Origin of the sequence: Microbacterium sp. LMI1x-1-1.1 (assembly GCF_040676205.1) — a bacterium.
GTDB classification, from domain to species: domain Bacteria; phylum Actinomycetota; class Actinomycetes; order Actinomycetales; family Microbacteriaceae; genus Microbacterium; species Microbacterium aquilitoris.
Genome location: NZ_JBEGHM010000001.1, coordinates 127,263 through 149,450, shown reverse-complemented (window position 1 = coordinate 149,450; position 22,188 = coordinate 127,263). Strand labels below are relative to the sequence as shown.

Below are 22,188 nucleotides of genomic sequence, written 5' to 3'. Positions count from 1 at the left end.
CTGGATTTATCGATCCGCAGAAGAAAACAACTTATCTTTCTGGATTCGACGGCGCTCGTGTTGTTTGAATAGTCGAGCGCTTCTGGGGAGCGCGCATGGAACACTTCGGGGGGAGTGTCGCCCCGGGTCCGAGATCCTCTGGTCTCGGGCTCGGGGCATCCGTCCTTCAGGCGTAGCGCGGCAGGCGGACGGCGGCCTCGGGGTCCGCGTCGTCGCGCGGCGTCATGAACGAATCGACGAGCGCCCGCACCGTGAGGCCGAGCAGCGTCCACTCGCCCGCCGGGGTGCCGTCGGCTCCCGAGAGCTGATACGTCGGGTGGCCGAGTCGCTCGAGTGACCGGATCGCGAATCCCTCCGCCAGAGCGGCCATCGCCTCGGCGAAGTCCTCGATCGTCAGGCCCTCCCGGAGGCGCATGCCGTAGGCGTCGATGACGTACTGGTACACCTCGATGAAGGCTTCGATCGACTCCCGGTGGCGCTCGTAGCTGGCCTCGGTCAGCTCGGGCCACGTGTCCGCGGTCGTCCGCAGGGCGAGGGCGACGCGGAACGACTGCGCGTCCAGGAGGTCGGTGGGATCCTCGGTCGTGAGCTCCGAGGCCTGCACGTGCGCGAGCGCTGCCCCGCGGATGATCTCCTCGCCCGAGGCGCCCGCGGCGATCAGCTCATCGACGCGGGCGCGGATCGCATCGGCCGGGCCGGCCACCCGCATCCGCACCATCGCCACAGCGAGGTCGCGGTGGTAGTCGGCCTGGTCGTCCCACAGGCGGTACGCCGCTCCGGTCGTCAGGCCTGCGCGGCGGAGGACGTCCTGAAGTCGGATGTGCTGCACGCCCGCGCTGACCCCGCGTTCGAGGAGCATCTGCATCCCGGCGCGCAGCAGGAGGGCTCTGGTCTGTTCACCCGTGCGTCTGGCCATGGTCTGCATCCTGTCAGTTACCGGCCACCCCGCGCGGCATGCATCCACCGGCTACGGCGTCGGTGCGACCTGCCATGATGGAATCCGGCGTGCCCGATCCGTCGGCTTCTGCAAGCTCCGTCGGGCCTCTGGACAGCGTCCGCCGCCCCGGAGACGAGGAGCGAGAATGACGACGCAGTCCGACACGGTCACCCGCATCGCCCAGCACCGTCGATACCTGATGTGCCGGCCCGAGCACTTCACGGTGTCGTACAGCATCAATCCGTGGATGGAGCCCTCGCGGCCCACCGACACCGCGAAAGCCGTACGCCAGTGGCAGGCGCTCCACGACGCGTACGTCGCGCTGGGCCACGAGGTCGAGCTCATCGACCCGGTGCCGGGTCTGCCCGACATGGTCTACACCGCGAACGGCGGTTTCATCGTGGGCGGTCGGGCGTTGGGCGTCCGCTTCCGCGTCGACGAAAGGCGCGGCGAGGAGCGTCCGTTCATGGACTGGTTCGCCGCGCACGGCTTCGAGGTCGTCGAACCCGTCGAGGTCCAGGAGGGCGAGGGCGATTTCCTGCTCGTCGGCGACACGATCCTCGCCGGGACCGGGTTCCGCTCCGTCGGCGACAGCCACCGCGAGCTGGCTCGGGTCTTCGAGCGCGAGGTCGTCTCGCTGCGCCTCGTCGACCCGCGGTTCTACCACCTCGACACCGCGATCACCGTGCTCGATCCCGTCGAGGGGCCGGGCGGCGTCGAGCGGGCCAACATCGCCTACCTCCCCTCCGCCTTCGAGGACGAGTCGCGTCGGATCCTCACCGAGCGCTATCCCGACGCGATCCAGGTGTCGGATGCCGACGGTGCCGTCTTCGGGCTGAACGCGGCCAGCGACGGACTCCACGTCTTCGTCTCGCCCCGCGCGACCGCCTTCGCCGCGCAGCTCGAGGAGCGCGGCTACATCCCCGTCCCCATCGACCTGTCCGAGCTGCTGCTCGGCGGCGGCGGCATCAAGTGCTGCACGCTCGAACTGCGCGGAGGTGCGCGATGACCGATCTCGATCTGCCCACGTCGGACGCCGTGATCTCGGCCGAAGAGGCCCACGTCGCCCACAACTACCACCCGCTCCCCGTCGTCGTCGCCGAGGGCGAGGGTTCCTGGGTGACCGACGTCGAGGGCAAGCGGTACCTCGACCTGCTGTCGGCCTACTCGGCGCTCAACTTCGGGCACCGGCATCCGGCCCTCGTCGCCGCGGCGACCGAGCAGCTCGGCCGGCTCACGCTCACGAGCCGCGCGTTCCACAACGACCGGCTCGGTGCCTTCGCCGCGGCGCTCGCCGAGCTGTCGGGCAAGGACATGGTCCTGCCGATGAACACCGGCGCCGAAGCGGTCGAGACCGGCATCAAGGTCGCCCGCGCGTGGGCGTACCGGGTGAAGGGCGTCCCCGAGGGGCGTGCCAAGTTCCTCGTCGCGTCGGGCAACTTCCACGGTCGGACGACCACGATCGTCGGCTTCAGCGACGACCCGCAGGCGCGGGACGGCTTCGGCCCGTTCGCGCCCGGATTCGAGATCGTGCCCTACGGGGATGCCGCGGCGCTCACCGCGGCAATCGACGACGACACCGCCGCGGTGCTGATCGAGCCCATCCAGGGCGAGGCCGGCGTCGTCATCCCGCCGGACGGGTACCTGCGCGCCGTCCGCGAGGCGTGCACGGCGGCGAATGTCCTCTTCATCGCCGACGAGATCCAGTCGGGGCTCGGCCGGGTCGGCACGACGTTCGCGTGCGAGCGCGAGGGTGTGGTGCCCGACCTGTACCTGCTCGGCAAGGCGCTGGGCGGCGGCATCCTGCCGGTGTCGGCCGTCGTCGGCGACCGCGACGTCCTCGGGGTGATCCACCCCGGCGAGCACGGGTCGACCTTCGGTGGCAATCCGCTCGCCGCAGCGGTCGGGCTCGCCGTCGTCGAGATGCTCGCGACCGGAGACCTGCAGCGTCGCGCGCTCGCGCTGGGCGACCACCTGCGCGCGCGCCTCGAGCCGCTCATCGGCGCGGGGGTCACGGGGATCCGCGTCGCGGGCCTCTGGGCGGGCGTCGACATCGACCCGGCGAAGGGGGCCGGGCGCGAGGTCGCGGAGCGGCTCCTCGCACGCGGCGTCCTGGTCAAGGACACGCACGGTCAGACGATCCGCATGGCGCCGCCGCTGATCATCCGCGCCACCGAGATCGACTGGGCCGTCGAGCAGCTGCGCCTCGCGCTCGCGGACTGACCGCACGGCGAAACACTTCGGCAACACCGCCCGGATTAGGCTCGTCGCATGGGTGACCTCTTCGACGGATACGGCTCCACGCTGGCGCCTCGCAAGACCCCGTCCGGTATTCCGGCGTTCGACGAGATGTTCGCCGAGATCGCGCACCCGGGCGAGGCGGCCCGGTCCCGATCGTCGTATCGCGAGCTCTATCAGGCGCTCGCGCAGATGACCCAGGAGGAGCTGCGCGGGCGCACCGAATCGCTCGCCAGTTCGTACCTCGCGCAGGGCGTCACGTTCGACTTCGCGGGCGAGGAGCGACCCTTCCCGTTGGATGCCGTGCCCCGCGTCATCGCCTACGACGAGTGGTCGCGCATCGAGAAGGGCGTGCAGCAGCGCGTCCGCGCGCTCGAGGCCTTCCTCGACGACGCCTACGGGCACCAGCACGTCGTCCGCGACGGCGTGCTGCCGGCGAAGCTGATCGCGTCGTCGCAGTACTTCTACCGTCAGGCCGCCGGCATCCGTCCCGCCAACGGCGTCCGCATCCAGGTCTCCGGCATCGACCTCATCCGCGACGAGCACGGCGAGATGCGCGTTCTCGAGGACAACGTCCGCGTGCCGTCGGGGGTGAGCTACGTCATCTCGAACCGCCGGGTCATGGCGCAGACGTTGCCCGAGCTCTTCGTCTCGATGCGCGTGCGGCCGGTCGGCGACTACCCGAACAAGCTGCTGCAGGCGCTCCGCAACTCCGCCCCTCCCGGGGTCGACGACCCGAACGTCGTCGTCCTCACGCCGGGCGTCTACAACTCCGCGTACTTCGAGCACACGCTCCTCGCGCGGCTCATGGGCGTCGAACTCGTCGAGGGGCGCGACCTGGTCTGCCAGGGCGGCCGGGTGTTCATGCGCACGACGCGCGGACCGCGCCGCGTCGACGTCATCTACCGCCGCGTCGACGACGACTTCCTCGACCCGCTGCAGTTCCGGGCCGACTCGATGCTCGGCGCCCCCGGGCTCATGCTCGCCGCACGGCTCGGGAACGTCACGATCGCGAACGCGGTGGGCAACGGCGTCGCCGACGACAAGCTGCTCTACACGTACGTTCCCGATCTCATCCGGTACTACCTCGCCGAGGAACCGATCCTCAAGAACGTCGACACGTGGCGCCTCGAGGATCCGGGCGCCCTCGAAGAGGTGCTCGACCGGCTCGACGAGCTCGTCGTGAAGCCCGTGGACGGCTCCGGCGGGAAGGGGCTCGTCGTGGGCCCCGACGCGAGTCCCGCCGAACTCGACGCGCTCCGCACGAAGCTCCGCGCCGATCCGCGCGGCTGGATCGCACAGCCCGTCGTGATGCTCTCCACGATCCCGACCCTGGTCGACGACGGGATGCGTCCGCGCCACGCCGATCTGCGCCCCTTCGCCGTCAACACCGGCGACGAGGTGTGGGTGCTCCCCGGCGGGCTGACGCGCGTCGCCCTCCCCGAGGGCCAGCTCGTGGTCAACTCGAGCCAGGGCGGCGGCTCGAAGGACACCTGGATCGTCGGCGGCGACGCGCCGAATCGCGGCGAGTACGGGCAGTCGCAGTCCCTCGCCGGTCTCGTCGCCGAGCAGGCCACCGCGACCTCGGCCATCCCGATCATCTACGACGCACAGGACGAGCCGGATCACTCCCCGCAGGATCGGCCGCGCACGCTGTCCGAACAGCAGGAACAGCAGCAGCAGGGCAGTGACGCCGAGGGAGGGGATGAGGGATGCTGAGCCGCATCGCCGAGAGCCTGTTCTGGATCGGCCGCTACATCGAACGCTCCGACGGCACCGCCCGCATCCTCGACGTGCACCTGCAGCTCCTCCTCGAGGACCCGTGGATCGACGAGGACACCGCGTGCCGGTCGCTCATGGGCGTCATGGGTGCGACGCCCCCGAAGGGCGGCGGGGAGGTCACCCGCACCCACGTGCTCACGCTCCTGGCCGTCGACCGGGTCAACCCGTCGTCGATCGCATACTGCCTGCAGGCGGCCCGCGAGAACGCCCGTCGGGCGCGGGAGATCGTGTCGACCGAGCTCTGGGAGACGCTCAACACGACGTACTCCCGGATGCCACGCCGCCTCAATGACGAGAAGACCCACGAGTTCTTCCAGTGGGTCCGCGAACGGGCCGCGCTCGCCGTCGGCGTCACCGACAACTCGTCGAGCCACGACGAGGCGTGGCAGTTCTTCACGCTCGGTCGGTCCATCGAGCGCACCGACATGACCGCGCGGATGCTGGCGACGCGGTCGCTGACCGAGGCATCCGGTCCGTCCTGGACGACCATCCTGCGCTCGTGCGGCGCGTACGAGGCGTACCTCCGGACCTACCGCGGGATGCCGAGCTCGCAGAACGCGGCGGAGTTCCTGCTGCTCGACCGGCTCTTCCCGCGGTCGATCATCCACTCGATCCGCACGGCCGAGCAGTGCATGAGCGCGATCGACCCCGTAGCCGATCGCGTCGGGCACTCCAACTCGGTGCTGCGGGCTCTCGGGCGTATGCGCAACGAACTCGAGTACCGCCCGATCGACGAGGTGCTGACCGAGCTCCCCGCCCACATGCAGAGCGTGCAGTCGGTGACGCGCGAGGCGTCCGAGGCCATCCGGGCGCGGTTCTTCCCCACCCAGGCCGAACCCAGCTGGATCGGAGAGACCTCATGAAGCGCCTGCGCATCGAGCACACGACCGGTTTCGACTACCCGGGCGAGGTGGGGGCGTCGTACAACGAGGCGCGGATGCTGCCGACGACGAGCGACAGTCAGTTCGTCCTGAGCTCCCAGCTCGACATCGACCCGTCGACGAACGTGAACTACTTCGTCGACTACTTCGGCACGCGGGTGGCGGCCTTCGACGTGCTCGCCAAGCATTCGGCCCTGCAGATCACGGCGCGCTCGCTCGTCGAGGTGCGCGCACGGCCGCTGACCCACCCCGACATGTCGTGGGACGCTCTGGCGCGCGACGCTCAGCGGTCGATCGGCACGGTCGAGATGCTGTCGCAGACGCGGCGCACCGAGCCGCATCCCGAGGTCGCCGACCTCGCCGCGGGCATCGCCGCCCAGCACGAGAACCCCTCGCACGCGGCCCTGGCGATCGCGACGGCGATCGGTCAGGCCGTCGAGTACGTGCCGGGTGCGACCGAGGTGCAGTCGACCGGCGCCGAGGCATGGGCCGAGCGGAAGGGCGTGTGCCAGGACATGGCGCACATCGCCCTCGGCGCGCTGCGCTCGGTCGGCATCCCGGCGCGCTACGTGTCGGGATACCTGCACCCGAACCCCACCGCCGAGGTCGGCGTCCCCGTCATCGGGGAGTCGCACGCATGGATCGAGTGGTACGCGGGGTCCTGGCACGGCTTCGACCCGACGAACGACGCCGAGATCGGCGATCGTCACGTGACGGTCGGTCGCGGGCGCGACTACAACGACGTGCCGCCGCTGCGCGGCGTCTACGCGGGCCCGTTCAAGAGCCGTCTCGAGGTGAAGGTCCTCATCACCCGCGAGGCCTGATCGCGCGGACGAGGCTCCCCGTCAAGCGGGGGAGTCGTTCGGGTCGAGGGCTTTGAGGGTGTCCTCCTCGACGGCGTTGTCGGCATCGAGCTGATTCTCGGTGCCCTCGTCGCCGCCGGTCGGGTCGTCCTGTTCGGGGGTCGTGGATGCGTCGCTCATGGCGGTGACGCTACGCACCGCGGGCCGCGGCATCCGCCCCCTTGACAGTCGGCCGCCGACGGGAGGGGCTCGGGGCCGGGACTTCCCCCGAAGTCGACCGGTCCCCGATCCGCCGAATCGAAGCCTGATCCGACGGTTCCCCCGTGGCATACGATACGGGCGCGGCGGCGGGCGGGAAGGCGCTCGAGTGCCGCGATCCGGCGCGGATACGGTCGTCGCCCCGGTCGGGCCTTCCGATCGGCCGCCGAGTTTCATCCGATTGAGTGAACCATTCCTCCACCGGCTCGACGTAACCGCTGAGAGGCGTCAGTCGTGGCATGCTCCTAGGCGACCCGCACCGAACCGGACCTCGCCGCATCACGGAAACACGCCCCGATGACTTCACCCCCGCTCGTCACGACCGACACCGCGAACTCGCATATCGCACTGCAGGGATCCGCCCGCGCCTCGTGGTTCTTCGTCGTCGCGGTCTTCCTCACGACGGTCGTCCAGGCCCTCGTCTCACCGACCGTCGCGTTGCTCGAGGGAGGCCAGCCGTGGCCGCTCCCCGTGCCGGTCGGGGCCGTGTACGTCCTCCTGACCCTCGGCTGCGCCGTGCAGGCCGGCGTCCTCTTCCTGTCCCAGCGGCTGCCGCGCTCCACGATCGTCGTCGTCGTCGGCATCCACCTCGCCCTGGCGACGGGACTCTCGGTGCCGACGTGGCTCATGGGGATGTCCCTGCCGATCTCGGTGGCGATCTTCCTCGCGGCGACGCGGTTGGCCGCCGCCCGGGCCATCGCCTGGTGCGTCGTGGTGATCCTGGCCGAGTCCGTCGTCCTGCTCTGGTGGGTCATGACGACGGGTGCGAGCCTCACCGCAGCGGTCGGGTGGATGGCGGCCCAGGTCGTGTCGATGGCGGCCCCGGCGGTCGGCGGGACGGCGCTCGGCCTCTGGTGGTCGGTGAAGGCGAGACGGATGCGGGTGGCCCGGCAGCAGGCTGAACTCGCCGCGCGTGAGCACGATGACCGCGTCGCCGATGCGCAGCGCCGCGAGCGGGCCCGGATCGCGCAGGAGCTCCACGACATCGCCGGGCAGCACCTCGCAGGACTCATCACGCTCGCCGACGCCGCCCTGAAGGTCGCGCCGACGCACGCCGGCCAGGCGTTGGCGTTGATGCAGGACGTCCGCGACGAGGGTCGGTTCGCGGCGGCGGGACTCGCCGGAGCCCTCGCGGATCTGCGCGCAGGCGACGTCGGCCCGTCCGACGCCACGCAGGACCTGCGGCATCTCGAGGAGCTGGTCGGCTTCTGGCGTGCGCGTGGTGTCGCCGTCGCGCTCACGGCGACCGGCGATCTCGACTCCCTTCCCGCCGTGGTCTCGGCGACGGCGTTCCGCTGCACGCAGGAGGCGCTGACGAACGCCGCGAAGCATGCGCCCGGGGCGCCGGTCGACGTCCGGATCTCGCGGAACGCCGACAGCATCGCCGTCACGGTCTCGAACGGACCCGCCGTCCCGGTCGGCGACCTGTCCGGCATCGGGCTCGGGTGGGGCCTCGGCGGCATCCGTGAGCGGGTCGAGATCCTGGGCGGCTCGTTCTCGGCAGGAGCGGATGCCGGTGGCGGCTGGACCCTGGCCGTCGGCATCCCGGTCGCCTCGGACGAGGGGACGGCGCCGTGACCGCCCCGCGTGCGCCGATCCGGGTCCTCATCGCGGACGACAACAGGTCGGTCCGGAAGGGCCTCCGCCTCCAGCTCGAAGCCGCCGGCGGCATCTGCATCGTCGGCGAGGTCGGCAACGGTCTCGATGCGGTGCGCGTCGCGCAGGCCGAGACGGTGGACGTCGTGCTCATGGACATGCAGATGCCGGGCATGAACGGCGCGGATGCCACGCGGCGGCTGCTCGCTGCCGAGGGCGACGTGCCCGCGGTCATCGTGATGACGAGCTTCGCGGTCGACGGCTACATCACCGACGCGATCGACGCGGGCGCGGTCGGATACCTCCTGAAGAGCTACGACTCCGACCAGGTGGTCGCCGCCGTCGAGGCCGCGGCACGCGGCGAGTCGATCGTGTCGCCGCGTGCCATCGCACCGGTTCTCCGGGAGTTCGTCCGACGGCGCGGCCCCGATCCGGACGTCGAGCGGCTCGCCTCGCTCAGCCCCGCGGAGCGGCGCGTGGTCGCCCTGCTCGCCTCGGGGATCACCGCGAACGAGGCGATCGCGGCATCGCTGCACGTCTCCGTCCACACGGTGCGGACGCAGTTGCAGTCGGCGCTGCGCAAGGTCGGCGTCGCGGACCGGACGCAGCTCGCGCTGTGGGGTGTCCGCAACCGGCTCGACTGACTTCGGGCTGCGCGGGAGTCGATTCAGGGACGCGGGCGGGCCGCGGCATCCTTCCGCGTCGCGATGTCCGTATCGGGGAGCCGGATCGGGGTGGTCCCGGCGACCTCGTCGCTGAACTCCTCGGGAGCGACGACGCTGATGGGCCGGGTCTCGTCGATCGTCACCGCGAACCGGCGCGACTCGTGGCGGTGCAGGCGGCCCGAGAAGAGCAGCCAGCCGCCGCCGACGGCGAAAGCGATGAGGGCCGCGGCCGCGCCGAGCAGGATGGCGGCGCGGGGGCCGAAGGCATCCGCCACCCAGCCCACGATGGGTGCGCCGAACGGCGTGCCGCCCATGAGGATCGCCATGTAGAGCGCGAGCACGCGTCCGCGGAGCGCCGGCTCGGTCGTCGTCTGCACGTACCCGTTCGCGGTCGTCAACGTCGTGACGGTCGAGAAGCCGATGAGCATGAGCGTCGCGGCGTAGGCGATGTAGACCGGCATGGCTGCCGACAGCGCCGACGCGACCGCGAAGAGTCCGAGCCCGCCGATCACCAGGCGCAGGCGCGCCCGGTCGCGCCGGGCCGCCAGGAGGGCGCCGGCGAGCGATCCGATCGCGAGGATCGAGCTCAGCACGCCGTAACCGTCGGCGTTCTGCCCGAACTCGAGGGCCATGGTGGATGCCAGGATCGGGAAGTTCATCCCGAAGGCGCCCAGGAGGAACACCATGATGAACGTCACGACGAGGTCGGGCCTGCCTCCCACGTAGCGCAGCCCGTCGGCCATCCGTGACGCGGTCCGGAGCTTCGGGCGCGGTACGAGTTCGGCGGGACGGATGAGGATCAGCGCCACGAGCATCGCGAGGAATGTGAGGGCGTTCACCATGAACACCCATCCGGTGCCGACCGCGACGATCACGATGCCGGCGACGGCGGGCCCGATCATGCGGGCCGTGTTGAAGGATGCCGCATTCAGTGCGACGGCGTTCGAGGCGTTCTCACGTGCGACGAGGTCGGAGACGAAGGCCTGTCGGGTCGGGTTGTCGAAGGCGGCCACGATCCCGAGGGCGAACGCGAAGGCGTACATCGTCCACAGGTTCATGCTGCCCGTGAGCAGGAGGACGCCGATGATGAGGCCGAGCAGCATGAGCGAGCCCTGCGTGAAGAACAGGAGCTTGCGGCGGTCGAACCGGTCGGCGACGAGACCGGTGACGCCGACGAGCAGCAGTGGGGGAGCGAACTGCAGCGCCATCGTGACGCCCATGGCCGTCGCGTCGTTGTCGGTCAGCTGCGTCAGCACCACCCAGCTGAGGGCGGTCGACTGCATCCACGCGCCCACGTTCGAGACGAGGGCGCCGATGAACCAGACGCGGTAGTTGAACACCGAGAACGAGCGGAACATGGCGGAGCTCATCGGCCGGCCACCTCCTGCATGATCGCAGCGGCCTTCGCGAGCGTCGCGCGCTGCGCGGCGCTCAGTTCCTCGAACGCGTGCTCGAGCCACGAATCGCGCCGGCGGACGGTCTCGACGACCACCTCGCGACCCGGCTCGGTGAGGTCGATGACGACCTTCCGGCGGTCGCTCTCGTCGGGGGTGCGGGTGAGGTAGCCGAGTTCCTCGAGGCAGTTCACGGTGCGGTTCATGGACGGCGCCGAGACGCGCTCACGCTCGGCGAGCTCGCCGAGCGTGTGGGGCCCGTGCACCTTGAGGCCGGCGAGGACGGCGAACTGCCCGTCGCTCATCGTGTCGACGGCGCGCTGCGAGCGGAGGCGCCGCGCGAGACGGAAGGTCGCCATGCGGAAGTCGGATGCCGCGAGCGCGAGCTCCGTCGTCGAATCGTCCGTCGTCGAGGTCTCGGGTGCACTGCTCATTTTCGTTAGCATAACTCATTAGTCTGGCTAAGAGCTTGGAGTCCGGCATCCGTCGACCGCGTCAGCGCCCTAGGATTCGAGCCATGCCCGAGTTCATCGATGCACACGGCATCGCGATCGTCTACGACGTCCACCCGGCGCAGGGCAACCCGCGCGGCGTCGTCCAGCTCCTCCACGGCGTCGGCGAGCACGCCGGCCGCTACGGCAGCACCATCGCCGCCCTCACCGCCGCCGGCTTCATCGTCTACGCCGACGACCACCGCGGCCACGGCCGCACGGGACTGCGCCAGCACGGCGGCGATCACTCCCGCCTCGGGCGGCTCGGCCCCGGCGGCCTCCGCGCCACCGTGGCGGGACTGCAGCTGTTCACGCGCGTCATCCGCGACGAGAACCCCGGGCTCCCGCTCGTCCTCCTGGGGCATTCGTGGGGGTCCTTCCTCGCGCAGAAGCTCGTGAACGCGGACCCCCGCGCGTACGACGCCGTCATCCTCTCGGGCTCGTCCCTCCTGTGGCCGGGGGACTTGAACGCCGCGCCCCTCAACAAGCGCTGGGCAGGACCGGACGCCACCGGCGTCGAATGGCTGTCGACGGATGCCACGGTCGGCCGTGCGTTCCTCGACGACCCGCTCACGACCACGGTGCCCCTGCTGAAGCTCTTCGGTCCGGTCGACACCCTGCGCCTGATCGGCAAGCCGAAGCGCGACCTCGGCGTCGACGTCCCCGTGCTCCTCATGGTCGGCCGGGACGACCCCGTCGGCGGACCGCGGAGCGTCCACCGCCTGGCCGACGCGTACCGTTCGCGCTCCGGCCTCACCGACGTGACGACGCTCGTGTACCCCGAGGCGCGCCACGAGATCTTCAACGAGCGCTGCGCGCCGGAGGTGCGCGCCGACCTCGTCGCATGGCTCGACGCGCGCATCGCGCGGCGGGACGCGGCATCCGTCCCCGAGAGTGGATCCGCACCCGTTGCGGGCACGGGAGAATAGGACCATGCACGGCGAGTACAAGGTCCCTGGCGGCAAGCTGGTCGTCGTCGACCTCGAGGTGGAGGACGGCCGCATCGCGGACTTCCACCTCGCGGGCGACTTCTTCCTCGAACCCGACGACGCGCTGGCCGACATCGATGCGGCGGTGACGGGTCTGCCCGTCGAAGCCGACGTCGCGACGATCGCCGCCGCCGTCCGCGGCGCGCTCCCCGAGGGGGCGCAGCTGCTCGGCTTCACGCCCGAGGCCGTCGCCACCGCCGTCCGCCGCGCGCTCATCGTCGCGCCGGGCTGGGCCGAGTTCGAGTGGGAGGTCGTCCACGAGAAGGCTGTCTCGCCCGCGATGAACCTCGCGCTCGACGAGGTGCTGACCGCTCGCGTGGGCGACGGTCGACGCACCCCCACGCTCCGCATCTGGGAGTGGAACGAGTCCGCCGTCGTCATCGGATCGTTCCAGTCGTACCGTAACGAGGTCGACCCCGAGGGTGCCGCGAAGCACGGCTTCCAGGTCGTCCGACGCATCTCCGGCGGCGGCGCGATGCTGATGGCCGCGAACTCGATCGTCACCTACTCGCTGTACGTGCCGGCATCCCTCGTCTCGGGCATGACCTTCGCAGACTCCTACGCGTTCCTCGACGACTGGGTGCTGCACGCGCTGCGCTCGCTCGGGATCGACGCGACGTACCAGCCGCTCAACGACATCGCATCGTCGAAGGGCAAGATCGGCGGCGCGGCGCAGAAGCGCCTCGCCAACGGGGGAGTGCTGCACCACGCGACCCTGAGCTACGACATGGACGGCCAGGTGCTGACCGAGGTCCTGCGCATCGGACGCGAGAAGCTCTCCGACAAGGGCACGGCATCGGCGGCCAAGCGCGTCGACCCGCTCCGCAGCCAGACCGGCATGGCGCGCGCCGACATCATCGAACGCTTCAAGGAGACGTTCACCTCGCTCTACGGCGCGAAGGCGGGCTCGATCTCCGAGGAGGAGTACGCCGAGGCCGAGGCGCTCGTCGAGTCGAAGTTCTCGACGGACGCCTGGCTGCGCCGCGTTCCGTGACCGTCGAGATCCATCTCGGCGACAACCTGGAGGTCGCCCGGCGCCTGCCGGACTCCTCGTTCGCGCTCATCTACCTCGACCCGCCCTTCAACACCGGGCGTACCCAGGAGCGGGCGATCGAGTCCGCGGTCCGCACGGCGGGGTTGCAGCCCGATCCCGACGCGCCCGCGCCGGCCGTCGGTCCGGTCAAGGGCGGCTTCCGCGGCGCTTCCTACGCCCGCACGCGTGGCGCGTTGAAGCTGTACGACGACCGGTTCGACGACTACTGGGGGTTCCTCGAGCCGCGGCTGCGCGAGGCGTGGCGGCTCCTGGCCGACGACGGCACCCTCTACGTGCACCTCGACTACCGCGAGGCGCACTACGCGAAGGTCATGCTCGACGCCGTCTTCGGTCGGGAGTGCTTCCTCAACGAGATCATCTGGGCCTACGACTACGGCGCGAAGTCGCGCAAGCGCTGGCCGAGCAAGCACGACACGATCCTCGTCTACGTCAAGGATCCGTCGGCGTACTTCTTCGACTCCGATGCCGTCGACCGAGAGCCCTACATGGCTCCGGGGCTCGTCACCCCCGAGAAGGCTGCTCGCGGCAAGCTGCCGACCGACGTCTGGTGGCACACGATCGTCCCGACCTCGGGGAGGGAGAAGACCGGCTACCCGACCCAGAAGCCCGAGGGCATCCTGCGGCGGATCGTGCAGGCGTCGAGCCGGCCGGGCGATCGGGTGCTCGACCTCTTCGCCGGCTCGGGGACGACCGGCGCGGTCGCCCACGCGCTCGGCCGCGACGCCGTGCTCGTCGACCACAGCCCCGAGGCGCTCGCCGTCATGCGAGCCCGGATCCCCGAGGCGACCGTCGTCGGCTGAGCCCCGGCATCCGCTCGCCTGTCACGACGCGCCGTCGGCGGGCGCGGTTCGGGACAGGGGAGCGTCGTCAGGGGCGACGGATGCGGGGAGCCGCAGCGCGCAGGCGCGACACGTCGGCGTCGTCGAGGAGCTCCCGCGGCACGATGATCGCCGGTCCCGTGAGTCCGGTGATCCGCACCATGACCGAGTTCGGCGCCGTCGAGACGCGCCAGATGGCGGATGCAGCGACCGTGAGGCTCGTGGCCGAGGTGGTCACCGTCAGGCCGGCGTCGGTCGCCGCGACGGTGAGGCGGTCTCCGTGCGGGTAGATCCCCTCGATGACGCGGGCGAGTTTCTGCGACCCCATCCGGCGGACGGAGAAGAGGGCGATGACGAGGACCACGGCCCAGAACCCGGCGATCACGAGGGAGCGGAAGTTGCCGTTCAGGGCGAACATCCCGACGCCGAGCAGGAGGAACAGGGCGATCCCGGCCGCCCATGGCCCGGGCTCCTTCGTCCGCTGATGGTCGCGTGCCAGGCGTGCGGTGACCGCACGGTCGATGACCATCGACTTCCCCGTCGTCGTCTCCTGCACTGCGGCATCCGCCATGGCGACCCCCTCGCTCGTGCCTTCATCGTGGCATGCGGCCTGTCCACGCACCAGCGCCGGCAGCCCACCCGGCGACGGGCGGACTGCCGACAGGAGGCATCAGTCCTGCAGGAAGTCGAGCAGCACCTCGTTGACCTCGGCGCCGTGGGTCCACAGCAGGCCGTGCGGGGCGCCCTCGATCTCGACGTACGTCGCCTCGGGCAGGAGCTCGCGGAACCGCCGCGCGGTCGCGTCGATCGGCAGGATGTTGTCCGCCGTGCCGTGGACGATCAGTGCCGGAACGGTGACGGCGGGGATGTCGCCGCGGAAGTCGGTCGGCCACGTCAGGGGCGCGGCGGCGATGGCGGCGTTCCCCGCCTGGTTCGCGACGGCGATCGACGCGTCGACGGCCTCCTGCGAGATGCGGTCCCCGAGGTAGTCGTCGAGGTTGTAGAAGTCCCGGAAGAACCCGGTCAGGAAGGCGTACCGGTCCTCGGCGACGGCAGCCGCCGTTCCGTCGAAGAAGGCTTGGTCGCCGGCGCCGTCGGGGTTGTCGTCGGTCTTCAGCAGCCACGGCTCGAGCGAGCCGAGGAAGGCGACCTTGGCGATGCGGTCCGCGCCGTAGCGCGACAGGTAGCGTGCGATCTCGCCGGTTCCCATCGAGAAGCCGACGAGCACCGCGTCGGTGAGCTCGAGTTCCTCGATGAGCGCGTGCAGGTCGGCGGCGAAGGTGTCGTAGTCCGAGCCCGACGCCGTCTTCGTCGACGCGCCGAACCCACGGCGGTCGTAGGCGATGACGCGGTAACCGGCCTCGAGGAGCGCGGCCTGCTGCTTGCCCCAGGACTCCCCGTTCAGGGGGAACCCGTGGATCAGCACGACGGGCTGGCCCGATCCCTGATCGGTGTAGAAGATGTCGACGTCGACCGAGTTCTCGGTCCCCACGGTGATGTGCGCCACAGCGGCTCTCCTTCCAGCCGGAGCGGACCTCCGGCGACACCTCGACGCTACGGTCCGCGCGGCTGCCCGACCAGCGGTTGACGGATCCTTCGTCCGTCGTTCACCGCACGACCACCGGTACCGTGGCCTCATGGCGTCGATCGACCTGAACGCGGACCTCGGTGAGACCGTCGACGGCGTGCCGACCGCCGACGACGAGGCGATGTTCGCGGTCGTCTCCAGCGCGTCGGTGGCCTGCGGCGGACACGCCGGTGACGCCGCGTCGATGACGGATGCCGTCGCCCGCGCGACGGCTGCGGGCGTCGCCGTGGGCGCACATCCCTCCTTCGTCGATCGGGCCGGCTTCGGCCGTGTCACGCGCGCCGTCGCGCCCGACCTCCTCCGCACGCAGGTGCGCGAGCAGATCGGCGCGCTCGTCGCCGCCGGCGCCGACCTCCGCTACGTGAAGCCGCACGGTGCGCTCTACCACTCCGTCACGGTCGATTCCGCGTCGGCGGAGGCCGTCGTGGCCGCCGTGGCCGACATCGCCCACGATCTCGGCAGGCCGCTGCCGTTGCTCGGGATGCCGGGTGTCGTCGTTGAGGCCGCGGCGGCCCGCGGCATCCCGTTCCTCGTCGAGGCGTTCCTCGACCGCGGCTACCTGCCGTCCGGCGCGCTCGTGCCCCGCGGCGAAGCGGGCGCGCTGCTGCACGACGCCGACGCGGTCGCCGCGCGGGCGGCCCGGCTCGCCGGCGACGGGCTGGTCGACGCGGTCGACGGGTCGATGCTCCGCGTGCAGGCGGCCTCCCTGTGCCTGCACGGCGACACCGCGGGGTCGGTCGCCATGGCGCGGGCGGTGCGGGCCGCGCTCGACACGGCGGGGGTCGCGGTGCGCGCCCCGTGGTGATCCGCCCGTTCGGCGACAGCGCGCTCCTCGTCGAGGTCGGCGGGCTCGCGGATGTCCTCGACCTCCATGCGCGACTCGCCGACGCGGCCCCGCCCGGCGTGCTCGATCTGGTCCCGGCGGCGCGGACGGTGCTCGTGCACGTCGACACCGCCGTCCTCCCGCTGTCCGCAGCCCGCACCTGGATCACGGCGGGGGAGAGCGCCGAGAGGCGCGCCGGCACGGCGCCGGCGCAGACCGAGGTCGAGCTGCCCGTCGCCTACGACGGCCCGGACCTCGCCGAGGCGGCATCCCTCGTCGGTCTCTCACCCGACGCGCTCATCGGGCGGCACCTCGCGGCGCGGTGGCGCGTCGCGTTCACCGGCTTCGCACCCGGGTTCGGGTACCTCGTCAGCGACGACTGGAACCTCGACATGCCGCGACGGGCGACGCCGCGCACCCGCGTGCCCCGCGGCGCGGTGGCGCTCGCCGGCGGGTTCACCGGCGCCTACCCGCGCGAGACCCCCGGCGGGTGGCAGCTGATCGGCACGACGGACGCGCCCCTGTTCGACCCCGCCGCTGCCGAGTCCGTCCTCCTCCACCCCGGAACGCTCGTGCGGTTCCGCCGCGTCGCCTCGGTGGCCGTCGCCGCGCCCGCGCAGGCCGTCCGGCCGGCGGGAGCCCCCGCGTTCGACGTCGTCGACCCGGGCGCCCTCGCGACGGTGCAGGATGCCGGTCGCCCCGGACGCCTGGCCGACGGGATCGCCCTCTCGGGAGCGGCTGACCGTCCAGCGTTCGCGGCTGCGAACCGGCTCGTCGGCAACGCCGAGGGTGCTTCGGCGATCGAGATCACCCTGGGCGGGTTCCGCGCGACCTCCTCCCGCGATCTCTGGATCGCCGTGACGGGTGCGTGGGGCCCGGTCCGCATCGCCGACCGTGACGTCGACGCCTACCGCCCGGTGCCGTGGCCGGCCGGCACCGACCTCTCGATCGGCGCGTTCCGGGCCGGCGTGCGCGCGGTCCTGGCCGTGCGCGGCGGTGTCGCCGCGGCAGCGGCGCTCGGGTCGGCCGCGACCGACTCGCTCGCCGGTCTCGGGCCGGCGCCGCTGCGCGCGGGCGACGCGGTCGCGACGGCGGATGCCGCGCGGCATCCGGTCCCCGCAGTGGACCTCTGGCCGTGGACGCCGCCGGCCGATGTGCTCGAGATCGCGATCGCCGCGGGGCCTCGCGCAGCGTGGTTCACCCCCGAGGCGCGTCGGGCGCTCGTCGAGAGCCGGTGGGTGGTCGGGGCGCGGGCGGATCGCGTCGGCATCCGCCTCGACGGTCCGTCGCTCGCGCGGACGCCGGACGCGGTGGGGCGCGAGCTCCCGAGTGAGGGGATGCTGCCGGGCGCCGTGCAGGTGCCGCCCGACGGCGTCCCGGTGATCCTCGGTCCCGACGGTCCGGTCACGGGTGGATACCCCGTGATCGGTGTCATCACGGCGGCCGGCCGGGCGGCACTCGCGCAGGCTCGGCCGGGCTCTCATCTTCTGTTGCGGAGCGCAAGCCCCCGCCGGTGACACGCCTCGCCGCGTAGGGTCGGCGGCATGTCCCTCCGCCGCGCCTCCGCCGTCCTCCTGCTCCTGGCGGGACTGGGTCTCGCCGGATGCGCCGCGGAGTCCGCTCCGCCCGCCGAGTCGAGCCAGGCGGCTCCCGAGAGCGACGCCGTCGAGTTCGCGCCGGCGTCGGGCGAAGTGATCACCGCCGAGCAGTACACACTGACCCTGCCCGAGGGATGGGGCTACCCCGACGGTGCTCCCGACGGCTTCGACGAGACGACCTTCGCGGCCGACCTGACCATCGAGGACGGCTACCGCGACAACGTCAACATCCTGGTCTCCCCCGGGGGAGAGGTGACCTCCGAGCAGGTCGAGGAAGCGGGGGTCGCCCAGCTCGAGGAGGCCGGCGCGTCCGACGTGAAGGCGCTCGAGCGCGTCACGGCAGCCGGCTCCGAGTCGGCCCACCTGTCGGCACGCGTCGAGCAGGGGGAGACGCCCTACGTGATCGACCAGTTCTACCTGGTCAACGCGGGACAGACCTACATCGTGACGTTCGCGTCGGATGTGGAGAAGTCGCAGGAGGAACGGGACGCCCTCGCGCAGTCCGTCCTCGTGACCTGGCAGTGGACCTGACCCACGCCCGCGAGTTATACCGCAGCCCGTCGAACTCGTCAACGATTCGACTGGACACGGCGCGTCGCGCGTCCTATAGTGGGTAGTTGCGCTCCCCTCTACTTGCCCTCATATGGTGGTCGGCTTGTGCCTGCGCCCCCGACGGTCTCCGTCGGCGCGCGCCGCAGGCGTTGACGGGAGTACTCCACCTGACGACAAGGAAAACCAGCCCTCCCCGGGCTCACGGAGGTAATCCCCTTGGCTGCTGCGCGCAACGCAACTTCCACCACCACCAACAAGAACGGTCGCGGAGCATCCCGCCTCTCGTTCGCCAAGATCTCCGACACGCTGGAGGTCCCTGACCTCCTCGCGCTGCAGACCGAGTCGTTCGACTGGCTCGTCGGCAACGAGGCATGGAAGGCACGCGTCGCTCAGGCGCAGGCCGAGGGCCGCACCGACGTGCCCGAGATCAGCGGCCTCGAGGAGATCTTCGAAGAGATCTCGCCGATCGAGGACCTGGGCGAGACCATGCAGCTCTCGTTCACGAACCCGTACCTCGAGCCCGAGAAGTACTCCATCGAGGAGTGCAAGGAGCGCGGCAAGACCTACGCCGCCCCGCTCTACGTCGAGGCCGAGTTCATGAACCACCTCACGGGTGAGATCAAGACGCAGACGGTCTTCATGGGTGACTTCCCGCTCCAGACCGCCAAGGGCACGTTCATCATCAACGGCACCGAGCGCGTCGTCGTCTCGCAGCTCGTGCGTTCGCCCGGTGTCTACTTCGACAAGACGCCCGACAAGACCTCCGACAAGGACATCGTTTCGGCGCGCGTCATCCCGAGCCGCGGTGCGTGGCTCGAGTTCGAGATCGACAAGCGCGACCAGGTCGGCGTCCGCATCGACCGCAAGCGCAAGCAGTCGGTCACCGTCTTCCTGAAGGCCCTCGGCCTGTCGAGCGAAGACATCATGCAGGAGTTCGCGGGCTTCAGCTCGATCGAGGAGACCCTCGAGAAGGACACCATCCTCACGAAGGAAGATGCGCTCCGCGACATCTACCGCAAGCTCCGTCCGGGCGAGCAGGTCGCCGCCGAGGCCGCCCGCGCGCTGCTGGACAACTTCTACTTCAACTCGAAGCGCTACGACCTCGCCAAGGTCGGTCGCTACAAGATCAACCAGAAGCTGGGCATCGACAAGGCCCTCAGTGACTCGGTCCTGACCGTCGAGGACATCGTCGCGACGATCAAGTATCTCGTCCGTCTGCACCGCGGCGACGTCAGCTACGACGGCGTCCGCAGCGGCAAGCCCGCCGAGATCCGCCTGGACGTCGATGACATCGACAACTTCGGCAACCGTCGCATCCGTGCCGTCGGCGAGCTCATCCAGAACCAGGTCCGCACCGGTCTGTCCCGCATGGAGCGCGTCGTCCGCGAGCGCATGACCACGCAGGACATCGAGGCGATCACGCCGCAGACCCTGATCAACGTCCGCCCCGTCGTGGCCGCGATCAAGGAGTTCTTCGGAACCTCGCAGCTGTCGCAGTTCATGGACCAGAACAACCCGCTCGCGGGTCTGACCCACAAGCGTCGCCTGTCGGCGCTCGGCCCCGGTGGTCTGTCGCGTGAGCGCGCCGGCGTCGAGGTCCGTGACGTCCACCCCTCGCACTACGGCCGCATGTGCCCGATCGAGACCCCGGAAGGCCCGAACATCGGCCTGATCGGTTCGCTCGCATCGTTCGCTCGCATCAACGCGTTCGGCTTCATCGAGACGCCGTACCGCCGCGTCGTGGGCAACAAGGTCACCGACCAGATCGACTACCTGACGGCGGCTGAAGAGGCCGACTACGTCGTGGCCCAGGCCGGTGTCGAGCTCAACGCCGACGGCACGTTCGTCAACGACCGCATCCTGGCCCGTCGCGGTCAGGGTGGCGAGGTCGACCTGTTCCCCGTCGACGAGATCGGCTACATGGATGTCTCGCCGCGCCAGATGGTGTCGGTCGCGACCTCGCTCATCCCGTTCCTCGAGCACGACGACGCGAACCGCGCCCTCATGGGTGCGAACATGCAGCGTCAGGCCGTCCCGCTGCTGCGCAGCGAGTCGCCGATCGTCGGCACCGGTATGGAGGGCTACGCCGCCATCGACGCGGGTGACGTCCTCACGGCTCAGAAGGCCGGTGTCGTCTCCGAGGTCTCGGCCGACGTCGTCACCGTCCAGCTTGACGAGGGTGGCACGCAGGACTACTTCCTCCGGAAGTTCGACCGCTCCAACCAGGGCACGTCGTACAACCAGCGCGTCGTGGTCTCGGCCGGTGAGCGCGTCGAGGTCGGCGAGGTCATCGCCGACGGTCCCGCCACCGAGGAGGGTGAACTCGCCCTCGGCAAGAACCTCCTCGTCGCGTTCATGACGTGGGAGGGTCACAACTTCGAGGACGCGATCATCCTCAGCCAGGAGCTCGTCAAGAACGACACCCTCTCCTCGATCCACATCGAGGAGTACGAGGTCGACGCTCGCGACACCAAGCTGGGCAAGGAGGAGATCACCCGTGACCTCCCCAACGTCAGCCCCGACCTGCTGAAGGACCTCGACGAGCGCGGCATCATCCGCATCGGCGCCGAGGTGCGTCCCGGCGACATCCTCGTCGGCAAGGTCACGCCCAAGGGCGAGACCGAGCTCTCGGCCGAGGAGCGCCTGCTCCGCGCGATCTTCAACGAGAAGAGCCGCGAAGTCCGTGACACCTCGCTGAAGGTTCCCCACGGTGAGCAGGGCACGATCATCGCCGTCAAGGAGTTCAACGCCGAGGACGGCGACGACGAGCTCGGCTCGGGCGTCAACCGCCGCGTCGTGGTCTACATCGCCCAGAAGCGCAAGATCACCGCGGGCGACAAGCTCGCCGGTCGTCACGGCAACAAGGGCGTCATCGCGAAGATCCTGCCCGTCGAGGACATGCCGTTCATGGCGGACGGCACCCCGGTCGACGTCGTCCTCAACCCGCTCGGCATCCCCGGTCGAATGAACTTCGGCCAGGTCCTCGAGACCCACCTCGGATGGGTCGCGAAGCAGGGCTGGAAGGTCGACGGCTCGCCGGAGTGGGCTGCGAAGCTCCCCGAGCAGGCTCGCGAGGCCGCTCCCGGCACGAAGGTCGCCACCCCGGTGTTCGACGGCGCGTTCGAGGAGGAGATCGCTGGTCTCCTCGACTCCACGAACCTGACCCGCGACGGAGAGCGTCTCATCGACAGCTCCGGCAAGGCGAAGCTGTTCGACGGTCGCTCCGGTGAGCCGTTCCCGGCCGGCATCTCGGTCGGTTACATGTACATCCTGAAGCTGCACCACCTTGTCGACGACAAGATCCACGCACGCTCGACGGGCCCCTACTCGATGATCACCCAGCAGCCGCTCGGCGGTAAGGCCCAGTTCGGTGGCCAGCGCTTCGGTGAGATGGAGGTCTGGGCGCTCGAGGCCTACGGCGCCGCATACGCGCTGCAGGAGCTGCTGACGATCAAGTCCGACGACATCGTGGGCCGCGTCAAGGTCTACGAAGCGATCGTCAAGGGCGAGAACATCCAGGAGCCCGGCATCCCGGAGTCGTTCAAGGTCCTCATGAAGGAGATGCAGTCCCTCTGCCTGAACGTCGAGGTCCTCTCGGCCGACGGCACCGAGGTGAACCTGCGTGACAGTGACGACGAGGCCTTCCGTGCAGCGGAAGAGCTCGGCATCAACATCTCCACCCGGTTCGAGTCGACGTCGATCGACGAGATCTGACCCGTAC

The 22,188-nt window shown here is 70.5% G+C and carries 20 protein-coding genes; 14 read left to right on the top strand and 6 right to left on the bottom strand.

The genetic code is table 11. From position 1 onward, the window contains the following. Positions 1-166 precede the first annotated feature (166 nt). Positions 167-916, bottom strand: coding sequence for a hypothetical protein (locus tag MRBLMI1x_RS00700; protein ID WP_363454944.1), 750 nt, complete (start codon positions 914-916; stop codon positions 167-169). 166 nt (positions 917-1,082) lie between these two features. On the opposite strand from MRBLMI1x_RS00700, the gene ddaH reads away from it, so the two are divergent. Genes ddaH through MRBLMI1x_RS00675 form a run of 5 tightly spaced genes read left to right on the top strand, consistent with a single transcriptional unit; the run spans position 1,083 to position 6,662 of the window. Then, positions 1,083-1,946, top strand: a complete 864-nt coding sequence (gene ddaH, locus MRBLMI1x_RS00695) for a dimethylargininase (protein ID WP_363454941.1) — start codon at positions 1,083-1,085, stop codon at positions 1,944-1,946. Then, entirely contained in the window at positions 1,943-3,160 is a 1,218-nt protein-coding gene (rocD, locus tag MRBLMI1x_RS00690) for an ornithine--oxo-acid transaminase (RefSeq protein ID WP_363454938.1), read from the top strand. The genes ddaH and rocD overlap by 4 nt, the downstream gene beginning before the upstream one ends. 48 nt (positions 3,161-3,208) lie before the next feature. Next, positions 3,209-4,894, top strand: a complete 1,686-nt coding sequence (locus tag MRBLMI1x_RS00685) for a circularly permuted type 2 ATP-grasp protein (protein WP_018187418.1) — start codon at positions 3,209-3,211, stop codon at positions 4,892-4,894. Continuing rightward, complete coding sequence (locus MRBLMI1x_RS00680; RefSeq protein WP_363454935.1) at positions 4,888-5,820, top strand: alpha-E domain-containing protein; 933 nt, start codon at positions 4,888-4,890, stop codon at positions 5,818-5,820. Before MRBLMI1x_RS00685 ends, MRBLMI1x_RS00680 begins: the two co-directional genes overlap by 7 nt. Then, positions 5,817-6,662, top strand: a complete 846-nt coding sequence (locus MRBLMI1x_RS00675) for a transglutaminase family protein (RefSeq protein WP_018187416.1) — start codon at positions 5,817-5,819, stop codon at positions 6,660-6,662. Before MRBLMI1x_RS00680 ends, MRBLMI1x_RS00675 begins: the two co-directional genes overlap by 4 nt. Before the next feature lie 21 nt (positions 6,663-6,683). On the opposite strand, the gene MRBLMI1x_RS00670 is transcribed toward MRBLMI1x_RS00675, so the two are convergent. After that, positions 6,684-6,821, bottom strand: coding sequence for a hypothetical protein (locus MRBLMI1x_RS00670; RefSeq protein WP_018187415.1), 138 nt, complete (start codon positions 6,819-6,821; stop codon positions 6,684-6,686). Positions 6,822-7,196: 375 nt separating this feature from the next. Between MRBLMI1x_RS00670 and MRBLMI1x_RS00665 the strand changes: the two genes are divergently transcribed. After that, complete coding sequence (locus MRBLMI1x_RS00665; protein ID WP_020098620.1) at positions 7,197-8,477, top strand: sensor histidine kinase; 1,281 nt, start codon at positions 7,197-7,199, stop codon at positions 8,475-8,477. Continuing rightward, positions 8,474-9,139: a response regulator transcription factor gene (locus tag MRBLMI1x_RS00660; protein WP_020098621.1), complete on the top strand. Its 666-nt coding sequence runs from the start codon at positions 8,474-8,476 to the stop codon at positions 9,137-9,139. Before MRBLMI1x_RS00665 ends, MRBLMI1x_RS00660 begins: the two co-directional genes overlap by 4 nt. A 23-nt stretch (positions 9,140-9,162) precedes the next feature. Here MRBLMI1x_RS00660 and MRBLMI1x_RS00655 read toward each other — a convergent pair whose 3' ends face one another. Together MRBLMI1x_RS00655 and MRBLMI1x_RS00650 are read right to left on the bottom strand one after the other, a co-directional pair. Continuing rightward, entirely contained in the window at positions 9,163-10,530 is a 1,368-nt protein-coding gene (locus MRBLMI1x_RS00655; RefSeq protein ID WP_311859859.1) for an MFS transporter, read from the bottom strand. Next, positions 10,527-10,988, bottom strand: a complete 462-nt coding sequence (locus MRBLMI1x_RS00650; RefSeq protein WP_018187384.1) for a MarR family winged helix-turn-helix transcriptional regulator — start codon at positions 10,986-10,988, stop codon at positions 10,527-10,529. Before MRBLMI1x_RS00650 ends, MRBLMI1x_RS00655 begins: the two co-directional genes overlap by 4 nt. 83 nt (positions 10,989-11,071) lie before the next feature. On the opposite strand from MRBLMI1x_RS00650, the gene MRBLMI1x_RS00645 reads away from it, so the two are divergent. From MRBLMI1x_RS00645 to MRBLMI1x_RS00635, 3 genes are read left to right on the top strand one after another with little or no spacing between them, the layout of a single operon-like run. Continuing rightward, the gene (locus MRBLMI1x_RS00645; protein ID WP_363454928.1) at positions 11,072-11,974 is read left to right on the top strand and encodes an alpha/beta fold hydrolase; all 903 of its coding nucleotides are present in this window, start codon (positions 11,072-11,074) and stop codon (positions 11,972-11,974) included. Positions 11,975-11,978: 4 nt separating this feature from the next. Continuing rightward, on the top strand, positions 11,979-13,028 hold the full coding sequence (locus tag MRBLMI1x_RS00640) for a lipoate--protein ligase family protein (RefSeq protein ID WP_018187382.1): 1,050 nt from the start codon (positions 11,979-11,981) through the stop codon (positions 13,026-13,028). Then, complete coding sequence (locus tag MRBLMI1x_RS00635) at positions 13,025-13,888, top strand: DNA-methyltransferase (RefSeq protein ID WP_363454924.1); 864 nt, start codon at positions 13,025-13,027, stop codon at positions 13,886-13,888. Before MRBLMI1x_RS00640 ends, MRBLMI1x_RS00635 begins: the two co-directional genes overlap by 4 nt. A gap of 67 nt (positions 13,889-13,955) precedes the next feature. Here MRBLMI1x_RS00635 and MRBLMI1x_RS00630 read toward each other — a convergent pair whose 3' ends face one another. After that, a complete protein-coding gene (locus MRBLMI1x_RS00630; protein WP_363454921.1) occupies positions 13,956-14,477 on the bottom strand; it encodes a YcxB family protein in 522 nt (173 codons plus the stop codon). 99 nt (positions 14,478-14,576) lie between these two features. Beyond that, the gene (locus tag MRBLMI1x_RS00625) at positions 14,577-15,413 is read right to left on the bottom strand and encodes an alpha/beta fold hydrolase (protein WP_363454918.1); all 837 of its coding nucleotides are present in this window, start codon (positions 15,411-15,413) and stop codon (positions 14,577-14,579) included. 130 nt (positions 15,414-15,543) lie between these two features. Here MRBLMI1x_RS00625 and pxpA point away from each other — a divergent pair, with 130 nt between their 5' ends. From pxpA to MRBLMI1x_RS00605, 4 genes are all read left to right on the top strand, one after another. Further along, positions 15,544-16,299, top strand: coding sequence for a 5-oxoprolinase subunit PxpA (gene pxpA, locus MRBLMI1x_RS00620; RefSeq protein WP_363454915.1), 756 nt, complete (start codon positions 15,544-15,546; stop codon positions 16,297-16,299). Next, complete coding sequence (locus MRBLMI1x_RS00615; RefSeq protein WP_363454912.1) at positions 16,293-17,834, top strand: 5-oxoprolinase/urea amidolyase family protein; 1,542 nt, start codon at positions 16,293-16,295, stop codon at positions 17,832-17,834. Before pxpA ends, MRBLMI1x_RS00615 begins: the two co-directional genes overlap by 7 nt. 27 nt (positions 17,835-17,861) lie before the next feature. Then, on the top strand, positions 17,862-18,446 hold the full coding sequence (locus MRBLMI1x_RS00610; protein ID WP_018187376.1) for a hypothetical protein: 585 nt from the start codon (positions 17,862-17,864) through the stop codon (positions 18,444-18,446). A 237-nt stretch (positions 18,447-18,683) separates the two neighbouring features. Continuing rightward, complete coding sequence (locus MRBLMI1x_RS00605) at positions 18,684-22,181, top strand: DNA-directed RNA polymerase subunit beta (protein ID WP_018187375.1); 3,498 nt, start codon at positions 18,684-18,686, stop codon at positions 22,179-22,181. The last annotated feature ends 7 nt before the right edge of the window (positions 22,182-22,188 follow it).